Origin of the sequence: Novosphingobium malaysiense, from assembly GCF_000802225.1 — a bacterium.
Classification (GTDB): Bacteria; Pseudomonadota; Alphaproteobacteria; order Sphingomonadales; family Sphingomonadaceae; genus Novosphingobium; species Novosphingobium malaysiense.
On sequence record NZ_JTDI01000001.1, the window covers coordinates 31,821 to 51,319 of the forward strand.

Here is a 19,499-nt window from a genome sequence, read left to right on the forward strand (position 1 = left end):
AACGATCACATATCCATCGCCCCGAGCGCCTCCGGCATGCCAGGCATCAGCAACGACCTCTCCGTTGCCGTGGTGATCGCGAGCCTCGGCCGGCCTGACCTGCTCGATGACATCATCGCACGGATGGCGCAGCAGACACGCAAACCCGATCTACTGCTCTTTTCGACCGTGACGCCGCAAGACCTGCCCGACAGCTTTGTCGAGACCGATACAGTCAAGGCCATATTCGGCCCCAAGGGGCTGACCCGCCAGCGCAATGCCGCGCTGGACTATCTTGGCGACCGCTTCGACGTCATCGTGTTCTATGACGATGACTTCGTTCCCTCGCGTTTCAGTGTCGAAAATGCCGCATTGTTCTTCCGCGCTCATCCGGAGGTCGCCGGCGCGACGGGCAACGTGCTGGCCGACGGGATCAACAACGCGGGCATCGGCAAGGAAGACGCTGAACGGATCGTTGCACGGTACGACGAAAGTCATGAATTCTCGGCCGCGGTAGAACGGGAACTCGTCGGCCTCTACGGCTGCAACATGGCTTATCGCAGTTCCGCCATCGGCAACACGCGTTTCGACGAGCGCCTGCGGCTCTACGCCTGGCAGGAAGACATCGACTTTGCCTTTGCCCTGAATACGCGCGGCAAGATCGTCAAGACGCGCGCCTTCGCCGGCGTGCACCAGGGATTGAAGCACGGGCGTACACCCGGCCTCAGGTTGGGCTATTCGCAGGTCATCAATCCGCTCTATCTCGCGGCTAAGGGCACGATGCCCAAGGGTTTTGCACTGAAACTGCTGCTAAAGAATGTGCTGGCCAATCATCTCAAGATGTTCAGGCCGGAGCCCTGGGTCGACCGCAAGGGACGCGCCAAGGGGAACTGGGCCGGCCTGTTCGACGCCCTGCGTGGCCGTCTTACTCCCGAGAGGATCGAGGACCTCTAGGAGAGCCCTCGGGTAGATCGAGCAGAAAATTCGTTCCGGACGCCGCGAGGCCTTGGCGCTGGCTACCGCTGCGGGTGCCAGACGGGATAGCTTGCCACGGCATCCTTGCGGCCAGTGACGGCCTGAACCGAACGCCTGGCGGCAAGAACCGCATCCCACGCCGTCGCCTTCATCCCGTCAAGAACCGGATAGCGTCCCGGCTTCGTCGCTGGCAGGCCAAGCCGCTGCAGGCGACGATTGAACCGGTGGGAATTCTGCAAATTGCGATGCAGCGATCGCACCTCGTAATTGATATTGACTGAGATCGACAGTGAATCGCCATTCTGGACGCAGTGCGGTCCCACGCTAGGGAAATGGATCCCGTCGCCCGGGCCGAGCTTGAATACCTGCGCCTCGTTCTGGCGCTCCGGCTTGTAGACGGCGGCATTGAAATTCCCGGCGCCGCAATATTCCTCGAGTTCGCCGTCCGTCACCAACGTGCTGTCCCCGTAGGGCCAGGCGAATGCTGTCTTCTCGCCCTGCACCTGCAACAGGAAGCTTGATTCGAGATCGAAGTGATAGGGCGTCAGGCGACCGGGCGAATTAAGGAAGACCAGAGCCTCGCCGACGATGACTTCATCGCGGAATGCACGCGGAGCGTAGTCAAACATTTCCTGCAGGATGTCCTGGAGGACGGGACCGAACACCTTGTCCTGCTCCACATGCTTGAACAGGACAAGGCCGTCGTTTTCCATCAGCCCCTCCAGGGTCTCCTCGAGCGAGAGACGCTCCTCGGGCCTGGTATCCCAGCCATCGGCTATCCCGACCTTCCCGTTCTGCCAGCACTTGAAAGCGTCGCCGTCAGGCAGACGCCGGGACATGGCGATCACGTCTTCGAGCGTGAAAAGCGATTGCACATGTAGCCGGTGCCGGAAGGTGAAGGGCTGGCTGTTGACGTGAGCGAAATTGCCGCTGTCTTCGGGCTCGATCAGGCATTGCTGTCGATCACCGGCGGGCATTATCTTGGCCTTGCTCGTCATTGCCTTGCCTTCCGTTGCGCGCGTCATGACAAATCTGCGCCTTGCATGGTTGAAATCGGACCGGGATATTCACCGCCGGCAGGGGGAAACGCGCCGGCCTCCCCCTTCAGGTATCGGTCCAGAAAAGCCGTGATCACCGCGAACTGATCCTGCTTCGTCTTCATGAACTCCGGGTTCAGAAGGGATAGCCAGTACCGGGGGTGGCGCCAATTCCAGCGCAATTGTTCGTCCTTGAGGTCTTCATGACCGAACCCGTGGATACGCAACCAGAAGAAGTCATCGCGCTTCATCTGCCGACGATGAAGCGCCTTGTCGAAGGCGATCCCGTGCATGAGCGTGCGGTCAGCCGGCTTGTCCGAGGTCTGCACGGCCTCGTCCGGGAAATCCTCGTCGATGTAGAACAGGAGATAGGGGACTGACGGCAGTTGCTTTGCACTCTTTCCGAACACCCAGCCATCCAGATTGACGACTGCCTTTATCCGGGGGTCATCATGCGCCAGCTCGACTCCGGTCGCGCCGCCGAAGGAGAAACCGACGATACCGATGCGGGCCGGGTCGATCCTCTCTTCAAGATCAGGCAGGGCCAGGACGCCGTCCAGTACAGCGCGGCCTTTGCGTGACGTTATTGCCACCCGCCGGCTCGCCATGGCGAAGCCCTCGCGATAGGCTGGAAGAGTATCCATCCTGAAGTCTGCCGCGATATCCTCACGCTCCTGCCTGGTCTCCCCGGCCCTCCGAGCGTCTTGGACGGGGTCGTCGAATGCCACCACCAGATACCCGTGACTGGCGAGATCGCAGACAAGTTTCGCAGAGTCTTCCGCTCGCCCGCCCCAGCCCGGTGCGTACAAAACCAGCGGAATCTTCCCCTCGGAAACGCCTGGCTCCCAAATGTGCACACGATAAGTTCCAGCCGGCGTGCGCAACATCCTAATGGTATCATGCACTTGAGCGGTGCCGGTCGGCGCCATTTCAGCGGCGTTAGCACGCAACAGCAAAATGGCGGCGCCTAGCGTCATCGCTGCCAATCCGACCAACAAGGCTCGCGCAGGCTTCATCCTATTCCTGCGCGCCATCCAGTATCCTGCGGATATGCGTACCAATCACCTGCGCTCCCGCCGGGCGGAACATCTTGTCGTGAGCCCCGGGGCAATCGATCACCTCGAAATCACCCTGGATGTAACCCTCCCAGCCGAAATCGCGCGGAAACAGCCGTCCGGCTTCCCATTCCGTGCTTCGAAACAGCACGACCCGGCCGTTGTAGGGCTCGAGTTCGAAATTTCTGAGCGTCGGCAACAGGACATCTTCCACGAACCAGCGATTTTCCTCATGCATGGCATCATGAACTTCGCCCGGTGCGACCAGGCCAAGACGCACCAGCATTTTCGTTACCCCGAGCTTGCGGACGATCCGGTAATTGTCGAGCCAGTGAACCAAGGGAAGATCGCCCGCCTTCCAACGCTTGTGCAGGGAATCGAAATCACGCTTGCGAATCTGCCACGCGCGAATCTGTCGATCGAGCCACGACATATGTTCGCGATATCCGGGACGATAGGTGTCGTTGAGAACGACCAGCGGCACTTCTTCCCCTTCCGACTGGAGAATCCGGGCAGCCTCGATCGCGATTGCGCCCTGGATGCACAGTCCGAACAACACGTAAGGCCCACGCGGCTGGGCCAGCCGGATCATCTCCACCGCGTCGCGCGCATAGTCAGAAAAGTGGCGCTGCGGCAATTTGATCTGAACCGGCGAAGGGCAGAACTGGATATCGAAGAAAGGATGATCGGTGCCGATCTCCCGTGCCACGGGATAAAGGACCGAGGCATTGTTGATCGCGATGACCGGCAGTCGATCGCCCTTGGGCTGGAGAGCAACGATGCGCTCCTTCAGCGCCTCGACACGCGGATTGCGGCGCGGGCCCGGTGCGACTGGAACAACCTCCGGCCGCTGCCGCTTCGACGGACGACGTTCGTGCGGCTCCAGCACGGCCAGATTGGCGAGCCGGGCCTGCGGACTCGCCACAACCCCCTCGATGACCTTGCGCCACACCGAAAGCAGCGCATCGATCGTCTCCGCATTGTAAAGGGCGCTGGCCCCCTCGCACGAAAGCCGCCATCCCTCTTCGCGTCCCACCATAAACAGGCTGAGGTCCCACAGGGCACCGGCCGAATGCGACGGCGCGGAAACCATGCGAAAGTCGCCGAATTCCTGATCCTCTATCTTGCCGCTGCTGATGCTGGTGCGTTGGACGACGAGATTGATGTCGTAGAGCGGCGTATGATCGGCCGTGCCCTGGTCTCCCATCATCCTCGCCACTTCGGCGAAGGGCAGCAACTGGTTCTGCATGGCTTCGAAAAGTACGGCCCGGGCGCGATCGGCAAATTCGAAATAGGTATCGCCGTCCGCGACCGGCAGACGCAGGACCGCGGAGTTGAAGACCGGGCCAACGATGCTCTCGGCATCGGCGTTTTCCCGTCCGGCTATCTGCGTTCCCAGCACCACCTCGTCTTCACCGGTCATGAGATGAAGCGCCACGGCCGCTGCGGCCGTGGCGAACGACGTCAGGGTATGCTTGTGCGCATGGGCCAGTGCTTCGAATGCACCTGAAACCTCCCGCGAGAGCAGGACAGAGCGGATCTGGCTATCGGCATCGGTGCGCGGGCCGGGACGATCCGGGCTGACCTCGAACCGGGGCAGTCCCTCGAGCTTGCGCTTCCAGTAATCGCGTTGTCCGTCCAGTGCCGGACTCGCCAGGACGTCGCCTTGCCACAAGGCATAGTCGCCGAACTGCATGTCCACCGGTGGAAGCTCGGCGCTGTCTCCCGAATCCGCAGCCGCAGCAAGCTTGCCGAATTCCTCTTCGATCAATCCGACCGACCAGCCATCGACAACCAGATGATGGAACGTGAAGTGGATGCAGGCAAGATCGGGGGCCAGCCTGACCAGCAGCACGCGAAACAGCGGAGCAGGCGAGTCCTTGTCGGAAAAGGTGAAGGGTTTGCGCGCTTCGGCTGCGCCAAGGCGCTCCAGCTCTGCTTCCCGGCTCGGCGACGGAAGGTGACGCAGATCGACGTGATCCGGCTTGAAGGCAACCTCGCTCAGCACTTCCTGCAACAACTGACCGTCGTCCTGCATGCGAAACCGCGTGCGCAGGATCTCATGCCGGTCGATCAACTGCTCCAGTGCCGTCTGGATGGCATAATCGGAAATGCGCCCCTCCAGCCGGCGCCGGAACGACGCGTTGAGCGCCGCCCCTGCCCGCTCCAGATGGACTTCCCGCCAGTACTGCATCTGGTTTGCAGTGGCAGGAAAGCGAGCCACGACCTGCGCGTCCCGTTGCGTGACGGCGTCATTTCCTATGACACGATCGGCCATGGTCATACCTCTGCCCTCCGCATTGCCCCTCGGCGATAGGCCGAAAGCGGCAGTACGTCGGTTGCTGCAACCGCAGGTGCGGATTCGTCACCGCCGACCATGGCGGCCACCTCACTCAGTGTGGGGTTAGTTAGCAGGCGACGGTTCTCGAAATCCATCCCTTGTTCGGACATCCGCGCGCCGATGCGAAAAATCTGCAAGGAATCCGCGCCAAGATCGAAGATGGCATCATCCCGGCCGACATCCGCCAGCCCCAGCACATCGCACCAGATCGCGGCAATTCGCGACTCCGTGTCACTGAGAGCCGCGGCCACCGGCGCGTCGCCCGGCGGATCGAGCCGATGCGGCCGCTCGTCCAACTGCTGCAGTAGTTCCGCGCGATCGATCTTGCCGTTGTCGGTGCGGGGCAAGGCGGCAAGCACCTGGGTCGTGCGTGGATGCATGTGGCGAGGCAGTTCGCGTTGAACCAGGGCATTGGCGGCCTCGATCAGATGCGCTTCGGTCTCCATGCCCGGTTCACGCACGAGGAAGGCATGCAGCTGCCGTGTCCCTTCACGCTCCGACACGACAACTGCGGCGTCGCGTATCCGTGGCTCGTGTCGCAGCACGCTCTCGATCTCGCCCAGTTCGATCCGCTGACCGTTAATCTTCACCTGCGTGTCTACACGACCGACGAATTCCAGAGCGCCATCGCTGCGCCAGCGGACAAGGTCGCCGGTCCGATAGACGCGCTCTCCGGGAACGAAGGGATTGTCCACGAAGCGCTCCGCGGTCAGCTCGGGCTTTCCGAGATAACCCAGTGCAAGGCCCTCGCCCCCCACCAGCAGTTCCCCTACCGCCCCTTGCGGCCGGAGCTGCATGCGCGCGTCGGCCACATAGGCGCTGGTCCGGGCAATCGGCATTCCGATCGGCGCCGAGCCCTCGCCCCACCCTTCCGCCGGAAAGCGGTAGCAGGCAGAGAAGGTCGTGTTCTCGGTCGGACCGTAGCCATTGACGATCTGCGTATCGGGCAGCGCTTGCTGCACCTTGCGCACATGGGCGGGCGACAGCACGTCACCGCCGGCCAGGATCTGCCTGAGCGGAGCGAGCGCCTCGATGCCTTCATCCACCAGCGCATGGAAGAGCGCTGCCGTGAACCAGGCCGTCGTGACCCCGTGCGTCTTGATGGCCCGTGCGATATCGCCCAGCGAAGGCTTGATTTCAGAAACAACCGCCAGAGCGCCGCCGTGCAGCAACGCCCCCCAGATCTCTAGGGTGCTGGCATCAAAGGCCAGCGGTGCGAGATGAAGGAATACCTGATCGGAGCCGAAGGCGATGAAATCCTGGTCGGTCACCAATCGCACGACGGCGCGATGCGGCACCGCCACGCCCTTGGGTTCTCCCGTGGAACCCGACGTGTACATCACGTAAGCCGGATCATCCGCCGTGACAGCGCGCGCCACTGGCGTGGCCGGCGCATCGCTCGCGGCAGAGAAGAGCGCGTCGAAATTCAGCATGCCGGTGTCCGACGATAGCGCGTCAGCGACCGCCTCTCCATCGGGACCGACAAGGACGAGCCGCAAGGACGCATCCCTGATCATGTAGTCGAGTCTCGCCTGCGGATAGGCCGGGTCGAGAGGCACATAAGCCGCGCCGGCCTTCAAGATGCCGAGGATCACTTCAAGCGTTGCCGGCGATCGCGTCGCCAAAAGGCCGACGAGGTCCCCTTCGCCGATACCGTGACCGGCAAGCACATGAGCGAGCCGGTTCGAGCGCTCCTCCAGCTCTGCATAGGTGCGCTGTCCGCCATCCCACAAGATCGCCGGACGCTTGCCATGCTCGGCGGCGGCAGCCGCGAAGCACGCAGGCAGAGTGGTATCGGCCGAGAGACGCGGAAGCACCGGATTGCGCTCTTCCAGCCAGCGACGTTCGGCATCGCCGAGCAGTTCCACTTCAACGATCGGCGTCCCGGCGTCCGCTAAGATCTCGCGCAGGACCTGACGAAGATTCTCGATCCACCTCGAGACCGTCGATTCGTCGAACAGCTCAGTCGAGTAATCAACATCGAGCCGCAGGCCCTTGCCGGATTCGACCATGTTGAAGAACAGGTCGAAATTGACGGCCGCCTTGGCGTTGGGCGCGAGCGAGGCACTGGCTTCGCCGAAATCGATGTCTTCTCCCAGCCGTTCGAGATTGAACTGAACGTCGGTGAGAGGCGTACGATTGGGATCGCGCGGTATGTTCAGGGACCGGATGAGCGAGCCGTAGGTGATATCCTGCCTGTCGAAAGCGCTGAGCAATGTCTGCTTCACCATCTGCAGGTGTTCGCCGAGCGAGCTTGTCATGCGCATGGGCACCCGTATGGGCAGGAAATTGACGCAGTGGCCTGCCAGAACCTTGTCTTCCACCTGCATCTGGCCCGCCATGGGGCAGCCGAGGACAATATCCTCCTGGTCGGCCAAGCGGCCGATCACGGTCTGCAGGGCGCCGAAAAGAGTGGCAAAGAGCGTGCAGCCCAGCTTTGCCCCGGCCTTGCGGACGGCCTGCATCAGTTCCGCATCGATGGTTTCGGTAATCGTCGCGCCCTTGAAAGTCTTGACCTTCGGGCGCGGCCGGTCGCCGGGCAAGGCGAGCGGAGTCGGCAGCGTGGTGTACTGTTCGCGCCACCATTCCATGTCCTCGGATTCCCTCTCGCGGGCGCCTGCCCTGGCCAGAGCATAGTCCGCGAAGGATTCAACCGGATCCAGCTGTGGCTCCGTGCCCGACTTGCGAGCGCGGTAGAAGGCCGCGACTTCCTCGGCAAAGATGTTCGCCGTCCAGCCGTCGAAGACGATGTGATGCGCGGTAAATACCAGCGCCGACCGCCCGGAATCCATCTGCACGATCCGCCCCCGCAGCAGAGGACCATTCACCAGATCGAACGGCGTTTCGGCTTCCTCGCGCTTCACCTGCGCCAGCGTCGCCTCGTCTCCGGAAAGAACCGGCAGATCGATGCGCAGGCTGGGTTGGAGAACCAGGACGGGCTCGCCCCGCTTCACCGTGCCGCGCATCGCGTCGTGGCGGGCGATGAAGTCCTGGACCGCCTCGCTTAGCGTGGCGGGATCGATCGCTCCGTCGAATTCGAGAGTGATCGATTCGTTGTAGGCGCAGGAGGCCTCCGGGCTCATTTGCGCAGACAGCAGGATTTCAAGCTGCGGCTCGGTGAGCGGCACTTCGCGCGGTCCGGTTGCCGGCGGCTTCGGCGACTGCCGGACGACGCCATCCTCGGGCAGAAGTATGTCGGCGCTCTGCAACGCCTCGATCGTTTCCGCCGTGGCGTCGAAGATCCTGTCGAGGTCGGCATCGCTGTGAGCGGTTGTCAGGAAGCAGGGATAGCCCTCGATCACGTGCACGCCCTGCAAGCGCATGTGGTAGTAGAACAAGGGGCCGAGCTTGTGGGCATTGGCCATGTCGAGCATGAACCAGCTCGAATAGGTGTTCACCTCTGAAGGCACGCCCTTTTCGGCGAACAGCCCGTTGATCCGCGAAACCAGTCCGGACGTCCTCGCGGCAAGGTTTTCCTGGAGTTGGGGACCTTCGGCCTCGATGTGATCGAGCACTGCCTTGCATGCGGCAATTACCAGCGGGTGCCGCACGAAGGTACCGGCAAAGAAAGTCGGGGCGACTTCGGGGAAACTCTGGTCGCCGAACTGCCACATGCCGCCGTCCAGCGCGTCCATGAATTGCGACGATCCTGCAAGGATACCGACCGGCATCCCGCCGCCGACGACCTTGCCGTAAGTCGCCATGTCCGCCCGGATGCCCAGCACGGCCTGCATCCCGCCGGGATGCGTGCGAAAACCCGTGACCACTTCGTCGAACACCAGTGCGACTTCGGCGGCAAGCGTGATCTTGCGAAGTTCGCGCAGGAATTCGAACGGGAGCAGTTCGGGGTGACGGCTCTGCACCGGCTCCACGATTACCGCGGCGATATCGTCGGTATTGGCACGGATCCAGTCGAGCGCCTCGGGCGTGCCATAGGGCAGGACGACCATGTTGGAGACGGAGTCCGAGGGGATGCCCGGCGCCAGTGGAAAGGCTCGCGAGAAGCTCGCCTTGCCGCCCGACTTCACCAGCACTTCGTCGAACTGGCCATGATAGTCGTTGTTGAAGACGACGATCTTCTCACGCCCGGTGACGCAGCGCGCGAGACGCATGGCTGCCATGACCGCTTCCGACCCGGTGTTGCAGAATGTCACCCGCTCAAGCCCGACCATGCGCGAGACCTGCTGCGCAACCTCTCCGGCCAGCGGGCATTGCGGCCCGATCGCAAAACCGTCCTGCAGCTGGCGTGCCACCGCTTCCTGCACGAAGTCCGGCGCATGTCCGAACGCGGTCTGGCCGTAGCCGTTGACGATGTCGACGAACTCGTTGCCATCGACGTCCCAGATCTTGGAACCCTTCGAGCGCGCACTGACGACGGGGAACACCATCTCCTTCCATTCAGGGCGGAAGCCCGAAACCGAGCGCGGGTCGGCGAAATAGGACCGATGCGCCTGGGTCTGCGCCTTGGACGAAGGCATCTTGTCGCAATAGCGCCGGGTAAGATCGGCGATGAACTTCTGCTGCTTCTCGCTCAGCCCCGGATCGGTCTGGGCCGTCTTGGGATTGAAGGCACGGAATCGTCCCTGCGCTTCCGGCTGCGACTCTTTCGCTCCATTTGCTGGCGTGGCCGACGCGCCGGCAAGCGGAGCAACGACCGCTGGCGGCGCTGTGGGCGCTGCGGCTTGTGCGGGCGCTGCGGCCTGTGCCGGCGCCTGTCCACCCGCGGGCGCGGCGGGGGGCATCGCAACCGGCGACTGGCCGCGCATGACCTCCAACTGCCGGTCAATCACCGACTGCATGGCGGCAAGCTGCATCTGGAAGGTTTCGGCCAGCCCTCCGGACGGCATGGCAGGCATGCTTGCGGGAGATTGCACCGGAGTTGCGCCAGCGGTCATCGCGGCCCCAGGCATCGGCGCGGTCTCGACCGGAGCCGGGGCGGGCTGAGGAGCAGGCGCCGCAACCGCTTCCGCAGGCATCTCCTCGTCCAGGTACCTCGCCAATGCATCGATCGATGGGAAATCAGCCATAAGCTGGCGGAACGTGACCTTGACGCCGAACTGACGCTGAACCTTGGTCGCGACCTGGCCCAGAAACAGCGAATCGAAGCCGAGTTCGAGGAAGAGCGCGTCCCAGTCCGACGCGTCTATGGTCTCCCCCGAGAGCTCTTCCAGGATCGCTGCGAGTTCCCCGCAAAGCCGGGGAATTCGTGATTCTGCTTGCGACGAAGCAGTAGGTTGGGCTGTCATGTCGATTGCGTTGCTCTCTTGGAAAGGAACCGGCGGCGCACTTGCCGTCGCGGTTGGGAAATTGGCAGGTGCGGCAGCCTCCACGCGAGGTTGCGGCTCGATCCAGTGAAGCTTGCGCTGGAACTGATATGCGGGCAGCGGCACGATCCGCGCATCCGGCCCATAAAGCGGGCGCCAATCGGGTTCTGCGCCCAAGGTCCACGCGCGTGCGCCGGCCTCGTGGAACACCTGAAGATCACGATCGGCTTCGACGAACTCGGGCATCGAAGTCGTGGCGGCAAGATAGCTGCCCTTCTCGAGCCCCTGTGCGGCGAAAGTGGTCAGCGCGCGTCCCGGCCCGACCTCGATCAGCATCGGTGCGCTATCCCGCACCAGTGTCGCGAGCGCTTCGCCGAACCGTACCGGCGCGCGGCAATGGCGGGCCCAGTAGGCGCCGCCGACGGCAGAGCCGCCCTCGACCCAGTCTCCGGTAACGCAGGAAACATAGGGGATCGTGGGGTCTGCGTAGGTGATCGTCTGTGCCAGTTTCTCGAGCTCTTCAACCACCGGATCCATCATCGCCGAATGGAACGCATGCGATGTGTGCAGCCGTCGGCAATCGATCCCGGCCTTGCCGAGCCGCTCCTCCAGGCCATCCATTGCTGCAAACGGTCCAGCCGCGACGCAAAGCCCGGGCGCGTTGATCGCCGCGATGTCGAGATCCGGGCCGAGGAACGGCGCCAGTTCCTGCTCGGACGTGCGCACGGCCAGCATGGCACCGGGCGCAGCGGACTGCATGAGCTCGGCCCGGCGCGCGACCAGCGAAAGGGCATCGGCGAAGGACATTACCCCGGCAAGGCAGGCCGCCACGAACTCGCCCACGCTATGGCCGATCATCGCGCTGGGACGAACACCGCGCGCCATCCATAGTTGTGCCAGCGCATGCTGGGTGATGAACAGCGCAGGCTGGGCATTGACGGTGGAGCGGATCGGGTGCGGCTGATCGTCATCCCCGGCGGGAAGGTCGAACAGCAGCGCGCGCAGATCCGGGCCCAGCCGGGTGCCTAGCAGATCCGCCCCCCGATCGATCCACTCGCGATATACCGGTTCGGTCCGGTAGAGGTTCGCTCCCATGCCGGGGTATTGCGATCCCTGCCCTGGGAACATGAACACGACCGGCGGGGCGTCGTGGGCTTTTCCCTTGATCCCGCGTTTGGGCAAAGTGCGCAGCTTGGCGACGGCCTCTTGCGTCGTTTCCGCCACCACTGCCGCGCGCTCGCCGCGCGCGCTGCGGCCTTCGGCAAGGGTAAAGGCGACATCGGCCATCGGCAGATCGGGATGGCTTTCGAGATGATCGGCAAGCGCCAATGCCTGCGCATCAAGGGCCGCCGCAGTCTTCGCCGAAAGCGGCAGGACCTGCAGTCCCGGCGGGGGATCGTTGCGAACCGCCTCGGGCGCTTCTTCCAGCACGAGGTGGACATTAGTGCCGCCCACGCCGAACGAGCTGACCCCTGCGCGACGTGGTTGGTCCGTGCGCGGCCAGGCAGCCAGTTCCTGCTCGACCCGGAACGGCGTCTCCGCAAAGTCGATGAGCGGATTGGGCGCCTTGTAATTGGCCAGTGGCGGAATCTCGCGCTCGTGCAGGCAGAGGGCCGCCTTGATGAGCCCCGTCACGCCGGCTGCAACGTCGAGATGTCCGATGTTCGCCTTGGCCGAACCCAGGGCACAGCCGCCCGGAGCGCAATCAGGGCCGAAGGCCTGCTTCAGCCCTTCGAATTCAATCGGGTCGCCCAGCGGCGTTGCCGTGCCGTGGAGTTCGACATAGCCGATCGAGGCAGGATCGACATGCGCATTGGCCAGAGCTGCGGAAATTGCACTGGCCTGCCCGTCTGCACTCGGCGCCGTGAACCCGATCTTGCTGCCGCCATCGTTGTTGATGCCGAAACCCCGGATCACCGCGTAAATGGTATTCCCATCGGCCAGCGCATCCTCCAGCCGCTTGAGCACCACGACCGCCGCGCCGGAACCGAACACCGTGCCCGAAGCATCGACATCCAGCGGCCGGCACGTGCCATCGCGCGAGCCCATGCCGCCGTCCTGATAGAGGTATCCGCGCTGCTGGGGGAACGTGATCGAAACGCCGCCAGCCAACGCGGCATCGCAGCTATGCTGCATCAGGCTCTGACACGCCTGCACGACCGCCACCGCCGAAGTGGAACAGGCGCTCAGCACGGTAATTGCGGGACCGTGCAGGTCGAGCTTGTAGGCAACCCGGGTTGCAAGGGCATCGGGGAGCGAACCGACCAGCGTCTGCATGCCGTCTAGCTGATAATTGCTGGCGAAGGTCATCGCCGCCTCGCGCCCGTCGAGGACGCTGCTGAGCAGGTAGGTCGGCATGCTCGCACCGGCGAAGACACCGACGGCACCGGGGAAGCGCTTGGGATCTATCCCTGCCTTCTCAAGCGCCTCCAGGGAAACTTCCAGGAACATGCGGTGCTGCGGGTCGGTCAGTTCCGCCTCTCGCGGATACATGCCGAACAGGTCCGCATCGAACATGCCGGGATCGTCCAGCACGCCGCGGGCGCGCACGAAGTTCGGATCGGCGCGGGTCTCGGCATCGAACCAGTCCTTGAGTTCCTCGTCGGAAAAGTGCGAGATCGAAACCTTGCCCGCCTTCTGGTTTTCCCAGAATTCCTCGATCGATCGGGCCCCAGGGAAACGCCCGGTCAATCCGACGATCGCGATGGCCCCGGAATCGCCACCGGCGTTCTGCCGGCGGCACGCGCCCTGATCGGCATCGGGACCTAGGTCCCCCCCCTCGAGCCAGGCCGCAAGTCGGCGGATCGTGGGACGGGCAAACATGCCGGTGATCGCAATCTTGCGACCGAGCAGCTTTTGAAGTTCGGCATGAACCTGCATCAGCTGCAGCGACCCGCCGCCGAGATCGAAGAAGGCCTCGTCGAGACCGATGCCATCGAGGCCGAGCACTTTGCTCCAGATAGCTGAGATCTGCTCTTCCAGTTCGGCAGCCGGCGCCGTTTTCCTAGCCTTTTTGGCGTCGCCCAGTGCCAGCAATTCCGCGTGGTCGACTTTGCCATTTGGCGTTATCGGAAGCGAAGCCGTTGCCAGGATCCGGCTGGGCCATAGGAACTCGGGCAAAGTATCGTGCACGAGACTCTGCGCCGCGCTGCACACTCTGGCGGTGTCCTCGGGCCCGAGCGGGCCCACGGCGAGAAATCCGAGCAGGCGCTTGATGCCGGACCGGGTCGTCTCGACGACCACCGCCGCATCGTTGACACCTTCACAGCCACGCAGGACCTGCTCGATCTCTCCCGGCTCGATACGCTTGCCATCGATTTTGACCTGTCGGTCGATCCGGCCGAGAAATTCGATCTGTCCATCGGGCAGGTAGCGCGCCAGATCGCCCGTCAGGTAGACCCGCTGGCTGATCGGTTCGGGAGCCTCGACGAATTTCTCGCGAGTCAGGTCGTCGCGGCCGAGATAGCCGATCGCAAGCCCTTCGCCAGCGGCAACGAGTTGCCCCTCTTCCATGCCGTCGACCGGCTGCAGGTCTTCATCGACGATGAAGACTTCCGTACCGGAGATGGCCCTGCCGATAGGCGCCGAAGCGCTGGGCCAGGGACCGTCCGACAGCGTCGAACAGCACGTGAAGGTGGTGTTTTCGGTCGGCCCGTAGCCGTTGATCAGCCGGCATTGCGGCGCAGCGGCGAGGAAGCGGCGGACATGATCCGGAGAAAGCACATCTCCGCCCGCCAGCAACTGGCGCAATCCGGACAGCGCCTCGAGCTGCGTATCGACCATCAGGTGAAACAGGCCGGCAGTGAGCCACGCCGTGGTCACGCCCATATCCCGGAGGGCCGCTGCGACATCATCGGTGGAGGGGCGGTCGTCGCCCACGATCGCCAGCCCGCCGCCATTGAGCAGCGCGCCCCAGATCTCGAACGTGCTGGCGTCGAACGCCAGCGGCGCCAGGTGGAGAATCACGTCGTCAGGCTGCAAAGAACAGTAATCCTGACCGATCACCAACCTGCACACACCGCGATGCGGCACGACGACGCCTTTCGGCTGTCCGGTCGTGCCGGACGTGTACATGACATAGAGCGGATCATCGCCAGCCGACGGCGCTGCTAGATCTTCCGGCAATTCGGCGGGAAGGGGGGCCGAGAGCAGATCCTCGAGCGCCCAGATCGGCAATTTCTCGCCCTGCTTGCCCGCCAGTGCGCCAGTGTTCAGGCGTGCCTGCATCATCGCATCGGCCAGGACAATGCTCGGACCTGCGTCCGACAGCATGAAGGACAAGCGTGCATCGGGATAAACGGGATCGAGGGGAACGTAGGCGGCACCGGCGCGAACGATGCCCAGAATGGCGACAAGCGATGCCAGCGAGCGCGAAGAGCCGAGCGCTACGCGGTGCCCGGGACCTATGCCCTGCTCCGCAAGCCTGAGTGCAAGCCCCCGCGACCGGCGATCCAGTTCGGCGTAGGTTACATTGGGTTGGCCATGCTGTCGCACGGCTGTCGCGTCGGGATACCTGTTCGCCACCCAGGAAAAAGCTTCAGCAACGCTCGTAAACCTCGGGCGCCCGGCACCGCTATACCCTGGTCCGGCCAGGGGACCTTTGCCTTCGCTTGATACCGCAGGCTTTTTCACTCGCTTCGCCTCGCAATCCCTGCCCGCAACGAACAGGCAAATGAATTTTTCTACCTCCTCCGCGACGGCTTTTGCCGTTCGCCTCTACCGTCGACACGTTCGGCGGCAGAGACCCGAAGGAACGCGACCAATCATGGAAAATGGATCGCCTCCCCATGATTTTTTAAATTCAATGGGGACAAGAAAAAACTACCATTCCGAGGTGAGCCGAAAGCGCTACCCCTTCTTCGCCTAACTCTGTTGGGTAGGCATGCTACGACCGATGCGCGGTTGTACGGCCTGGGGATTTGGTGCTGTCTGCACCAGATAGAGATGGAGCCCCATGCGCCGGAGGCGCGATACGCAACATGAGAGCCGTGGCCAGAACTCGCGGAAGCACCTTGCGCCTGCCTGCAGTCGCCACCGTCTCCGGACCCGAAGACCATCCGGGTCATGCTGTTGCCTGGGCAGCCGACTTCGCAGCCGGAACCGAGGTGAGACTACGTATCCTTCGCGAGCTCGCCTTGCCGGAAGCGCGGCCACCGAGGGCGGACGAAGTCTGGCTCTGGCTGGGCATGCCTGCGCTTCCGTCCGGATTGACCGACTGGCCAAGCAATTTGCCATGGCTTTCCGATCAGGAAGCAAGTCGTACCCGCCGCTTCCACTTCGCACACGATCGCTGGAGCCATTCCACGGCCCATGCCGCGCTGCGGATTCTCATGAGCGAATTGCTCGATTGCCCCCCCCGTGATGTGCGCCTTTCATCCACATCCAAGGGCAAACCCGTCTTGTGCCGCGCGATGCACCCAGCTGCCACATGCCGCGCCGTGCATTTCAACATCAGCCACACGCGCGGGATGGTCGCCGTCGCATTGTCCGGCAGCCCCGTCGGCGTAGACGTCGAACCGGTCCGGGCCTTGCCGGACATGCGCCAATTGGTCACCGACCTCATGGCCCCGGAGGCCCTCGCCGCCTTCGATAACACTGCGAGCGAAGCCCAGAAAATGAACCTGTTTTTTCGCTACTGGACACTCGGCGAGGCCTTCATCAAGGCGACCGGGCAAGGCCTGGACCAGGGGCTGGACAGCTTTGCGTTCACGCCCTGCGGCACGGCCAGATTGACCAAAGTCACGCCCGGCTGGGGAGACCCCGGCCGCTGGCACATGGGATTCAGCGCGGCTTCCGCGAACCGAACCGAAGAAAAGTGAGCCCGACAAAAAACAGAGATGCGTATGCCGATCGCGGGCATGTTTTTCGGCAAATCAGGGGCATATTCGCATGATACAAAGCTACTTTGTCTCATACTGGGGCCACAACCATCTCATTACATTTGTCGTAGCTTCAGCTTTTGTCGCAGCGGCTCTCCTCATGAACCGCCATTATTCGATTGAACGCCTTCACGCTGCTAGCCAATTCAACTCGCGGACAGCTGCACACAGACTTTCACAATTCATAATCATTCTCGCTGCCGGGCATTGGCTATTCTATCTCTTGGTACCCAGCTTCGTCGATTACGGTGAGCCGGTAATGCCTCTTCTTGCAGGCAATATACCGCAGGGCGCTCCAGTTTATGCCGACTGGGGAAGTGGCGAGGAAATTGTTGGAAGCAACTATGGACCCTACGTTTTTTTAGCACAAATCCCAATTGTTCTCTGGCTACACTCAATCGCAGCCTCAAAACTTGTGGGAATAATTTTCGCGGCCGGCAGCTGCGTGCTTGTCTATTTGACGTTACGCAAAATCATCGACTCCAAAGAAGAAAAATTTGGCGAGCCAGCAATCTTGTTGGCATTGATGATTGGATTTCTTGCATCCGAATTGCACTATTGGTTTTGGAATCGGCCCGATTCAGCGCTTATCCTCACGGTCGCATGTGGCATATTCATCCATGAAAGAGCTTCATTCCGGAAATCACTTCTCGCCATTGGCTTGCTTGCTGGCATAGCGACAAACCTGAAGCTGTTCGGCGCAATTTACTTTGTACCTCTGGGCGTTGCCTGCTTGACAAGGAACGCAACGGCTTTGCGAAAGCTTTGGCCGGCCATTGCCGGCGCGGCCCTGTTGTTCGCCGTGGCGGTTGCCCTGCCGTTCACCCTGCCATCTTTCAATGCCCGGGCTTATGTCGAAAACATCTTCATGATGCCAAACCAGGGTTTCATCATCGGCTCGATGGTCGAATCCCTGTTCTTCGGTGCCGGAATTCTCCTGCTGCCTTTCCTGCTCTGGTTAAGGAGCGATCGCGACATTGAAAATACGGTCTTGCTCCTAGCCTTGACGGGTTGCGCCGCCGTTACGGCTGTGATTTCCGGCAAACCAGGCGGAGGGCCTCCGTACATGCTCCCGTTTGCCCCCCTGTCCGTCTTTGCCGCAGCACGGATGAAGCCACGTCCGGAACTGAATTCCAGCCTCAATGCGGCGAGTATCCGTAATATCGTGCTCGTTTCCGTGCTGGCGTGCGCAGCGCCAATATGGGCGTACAGTTGGTATCAGATGGCTAAACCGTTTACCCGGCTCGCCGAAGACCGCGCGAAGAAGGCGGAATTGCTCACCCTGTTCCAAGCGTACCCAGAAGCAGAAGTGGGGCCGAGCAGTGGCATTCAAGCGGAAGAGGATATTTACGCTCGCGTCCATCGCGCATTCCTGGGGCACACCATAAAATTCGATTACGTCAATTACGCCGATCAGCGGTTGGCGGGCGTACCGAGTGAAACCATGCTTCCACTCCTGAGTGACTGCCGGGTGCCCTATTGGATATTTTCACGCTCGGGCGACAAATTCGCCAGCCAAATCGATGGGAAGCCCATATTCCGACATCACGAAGTCGAGCGTTTCCACGCAAATTACGTATTGTCCAAGAAACTAAAATACTACGAACTATGGAAATGCATCGAGAGATGAGGTCTTAAACCGTACAGGTTGCTGGTCATGAGGCCTCATTCTCCAACCCGTTGAAGCATCGCCGCCTCAAATTCTCGCGATTCTTGAATTCAGACTGCGTCTCGATCGGTCAGCAGGTGCCGCCAATTTCGATGGAAAGCCTCTTCGGAGTAGGCGCTCACGTGACTTTGCATCTGGCGAACTCTTGCAGCTCTTTCACCTTCCGCCATAGTGACAGCTTCATTCATGGCCTGGCAGATATGCTCCACCGACGTCGGGTCGACCGGCAAGCAGCCTTCACCGGCGACTTCTTCCAATACGGTTCCCTGCGAAACCACCGGCAGCAGCCCGGCTGAGATGGCCTCGGCTACCGGCATTCCGAATCCTTCCAGAAGACTGGGAAGAACAAAGGCCTTTGCATTGGCATATAGCCAACGGATATTGTCATCCGACACGTAAGGCAGGACAACAACGCCTTCCGTCTCCCTCGCGAGATCGTTCACTTGCTCGCTGCCCGGCTCGAGTTGCCCGCAAAGAACATAGCTGAAACCACGGCTGCCCAGATTACTGCGGGCAAAGGCACGAATTGCCGCGGCCTGATTCTTTCGAGCCCCGATACTGCCCACTGTCAGCAGGAACGGCGTTTCTACATTTTCGGGCCGTTCAAGAACCCCGCCTACCAAGTCGGACCGGATGGGAGGGGAAATGACGGATGCCTTGCGCGGCGCCCCGTAAACATCTTCGAATTTGTGCGCACTGGCATGGCTTACAAACACGAGATGTGGCTGAACGCGGCAAATGCGATCGAAGGCCATCTTGTAGACGTCACCCGTGCCCCGCCCGAACAGTTCGGGGTGCGTGATGGGGCCAAGATCATGGCAGAGTACGACATCGCACTCCCGCAATTTGCGATGCATTACTGTCAACGGGTCAAGATGGAGCCAGCGGCTTGCCCCGGCTTTCGCCTGCCAACGGACCTCGCCCGTCTTCGCCCGCAGATCGCGCTCCATCGCCTCCAATTTGCCCAGCAAACGGGCGAAGAGGCCGGAGGGTGTGTCCTTGCGGAAAATACGCCAATACGCGACGTGATCGATCAAGTCTTGATTATGATTGATCAGGCCCAGGCCTATAAAGTATTTCCCGGTCCTGTTGTATAGCGCGAGAGAAAAATCAACACACCACTTGCTTAAAGTTTCGCTCGAAAGCGAACGCTCTAGAGTTTTTGGATTCAGGCATTCATCTGATGATGCGGTCACGTCCACAACAATAAGCATCCCACCTGAGAGTTCAGAAAATTTACACCTTCAAATTACAAACCTGACCCACTCTCCACAGTTGCGCAACAGTAATGCCACACGTC

At 61.9% G+C, this 19,499-nt stretch carries 8 protein-coding genes; 3 read left to right on the plus strand and 5 right to left on the minus strand.

Features of this window, described 5'->3' with window-relative positions; genetic code table 11:
- Window positions 1-36 precede the first annotated feature (36 nt).
- Window positions 37-933 carry a glycosyltransferase family A protein gene (locus LK12_RS00135; protein WP_039277968.1) on the plus strand — a complete coding sequence of 299 codons (897 nt, stop codon included), beginning with the start codon at window positions 37-39 and terminating at the stop codon, window positions 931-933.
- 62 nt (window positions 934-995) lie between these two features.
- Here the strand turns inward: LK12_RS00135 and LK12_RS23595 are convergent, their stop codons facing one another.
- The 4 genes from LK12_RS23595 to LK12_RS00155 are packed head-to-tail and all read right to left on the minus strand — an operon-like array spanning window position 996 to window position 15,175.
- On the minus strand, window positions 996-1,979 hold the full coding sequence (locus LK12_RS23595) for a hypothetical protein (protein WP_052223028.1): 984 nt from the start codon (window positions 1,977-1,979) through the stop codon (window positions 996-998).
- The gene (locus tag LK12_RS00145; protein ID WP_039277971.1) at window positions 1,976-3,007 is read right to left on the minus strand and encodes an alpha/beta hydrolase family protein; all 1,032 of its coding nucleotides are present in this window, start codon (window positions 3,005-3,007) and stop codon (window positions 1,976-1,978) included. The genes LK12_RS23595 and LK12_RS00145 overlap by 4 nt, the downstream gene beginning before the upstream one ends.
- Before the next feature lies 1 nt (window position 3,008).
- Entirely contained in the window at window positions 3,009-5,324 is a 2,316-nt protein-coding gene (locus LK12_RS00150) for a condensation domain-containing protein (RefSeq protein WP_231568162.1), read from the minus strand.
- 2 nt (window positions 5,325-5,326) lie between these two features.
- The gene (locus LK12_RS00155; protein ID WP_156135330.1) at window positions 5,327-15,175 is read right to left on the minus strand and encodes a non-ribosomal peptide synthetase/type I polyketide synthase; all 9,849 of its coding nucleotides are present in this window, start codon (window positions 15,173-15,175) and stop codon (window positions 5,327-5,329) included.
- 464 nt (window positions 15,176-15,639) lie between these two features.
- Between LK12_RS00155 and LK12_RS23600 the strand changes: the two genes are divergently transcribed.
- Together LK12_RS23600 and LK12_RS00165 are read left to right on the plus strand one after the other, a co-directional pair.
- Window positions 15,640-16,470, plus strand: coding sequence for a 4'-phosphopantetheinyl transferase family protein (locus LK12_RS23600; protein ID WP_197063418.1), 831 nt, complete (start codon window positions 15,640-15,642; stop codon window positions 16,468-16,470).
- Window positions 16,471-16,540: 70 nt separating this feature from the next.
- Window positions 16,541-18,160, plus strand: coding sequence for a glycosyltransferase 87 family protein (locus LK12_RS00165; protein WP_039277976.1), 1,620 nt, complete (start codon window positions 16,541-16,543; stop codon window positions 18,158-18,160).
- An 89-nt stretch (window positions 18,161-18,249) separates the two neighbouring features.
- Here LK12_RS00165 and LK12_RS24090 read toward each other — a convergent pair whose 3' ends face one another.
- Complete coding sequence (locus tag LK12_RS24090; RefSeq protein ID WP_082010264.1) at window positions 18,250-19,413, minus strand: glycosyltransferase family 4 protein; 1,164 nt, start codon at window positions 19,411-19,413, stop codon at window positions 18,250-18,252.
- Window positions 19,414-19,499: the final 86 nt, after the last annotated feature.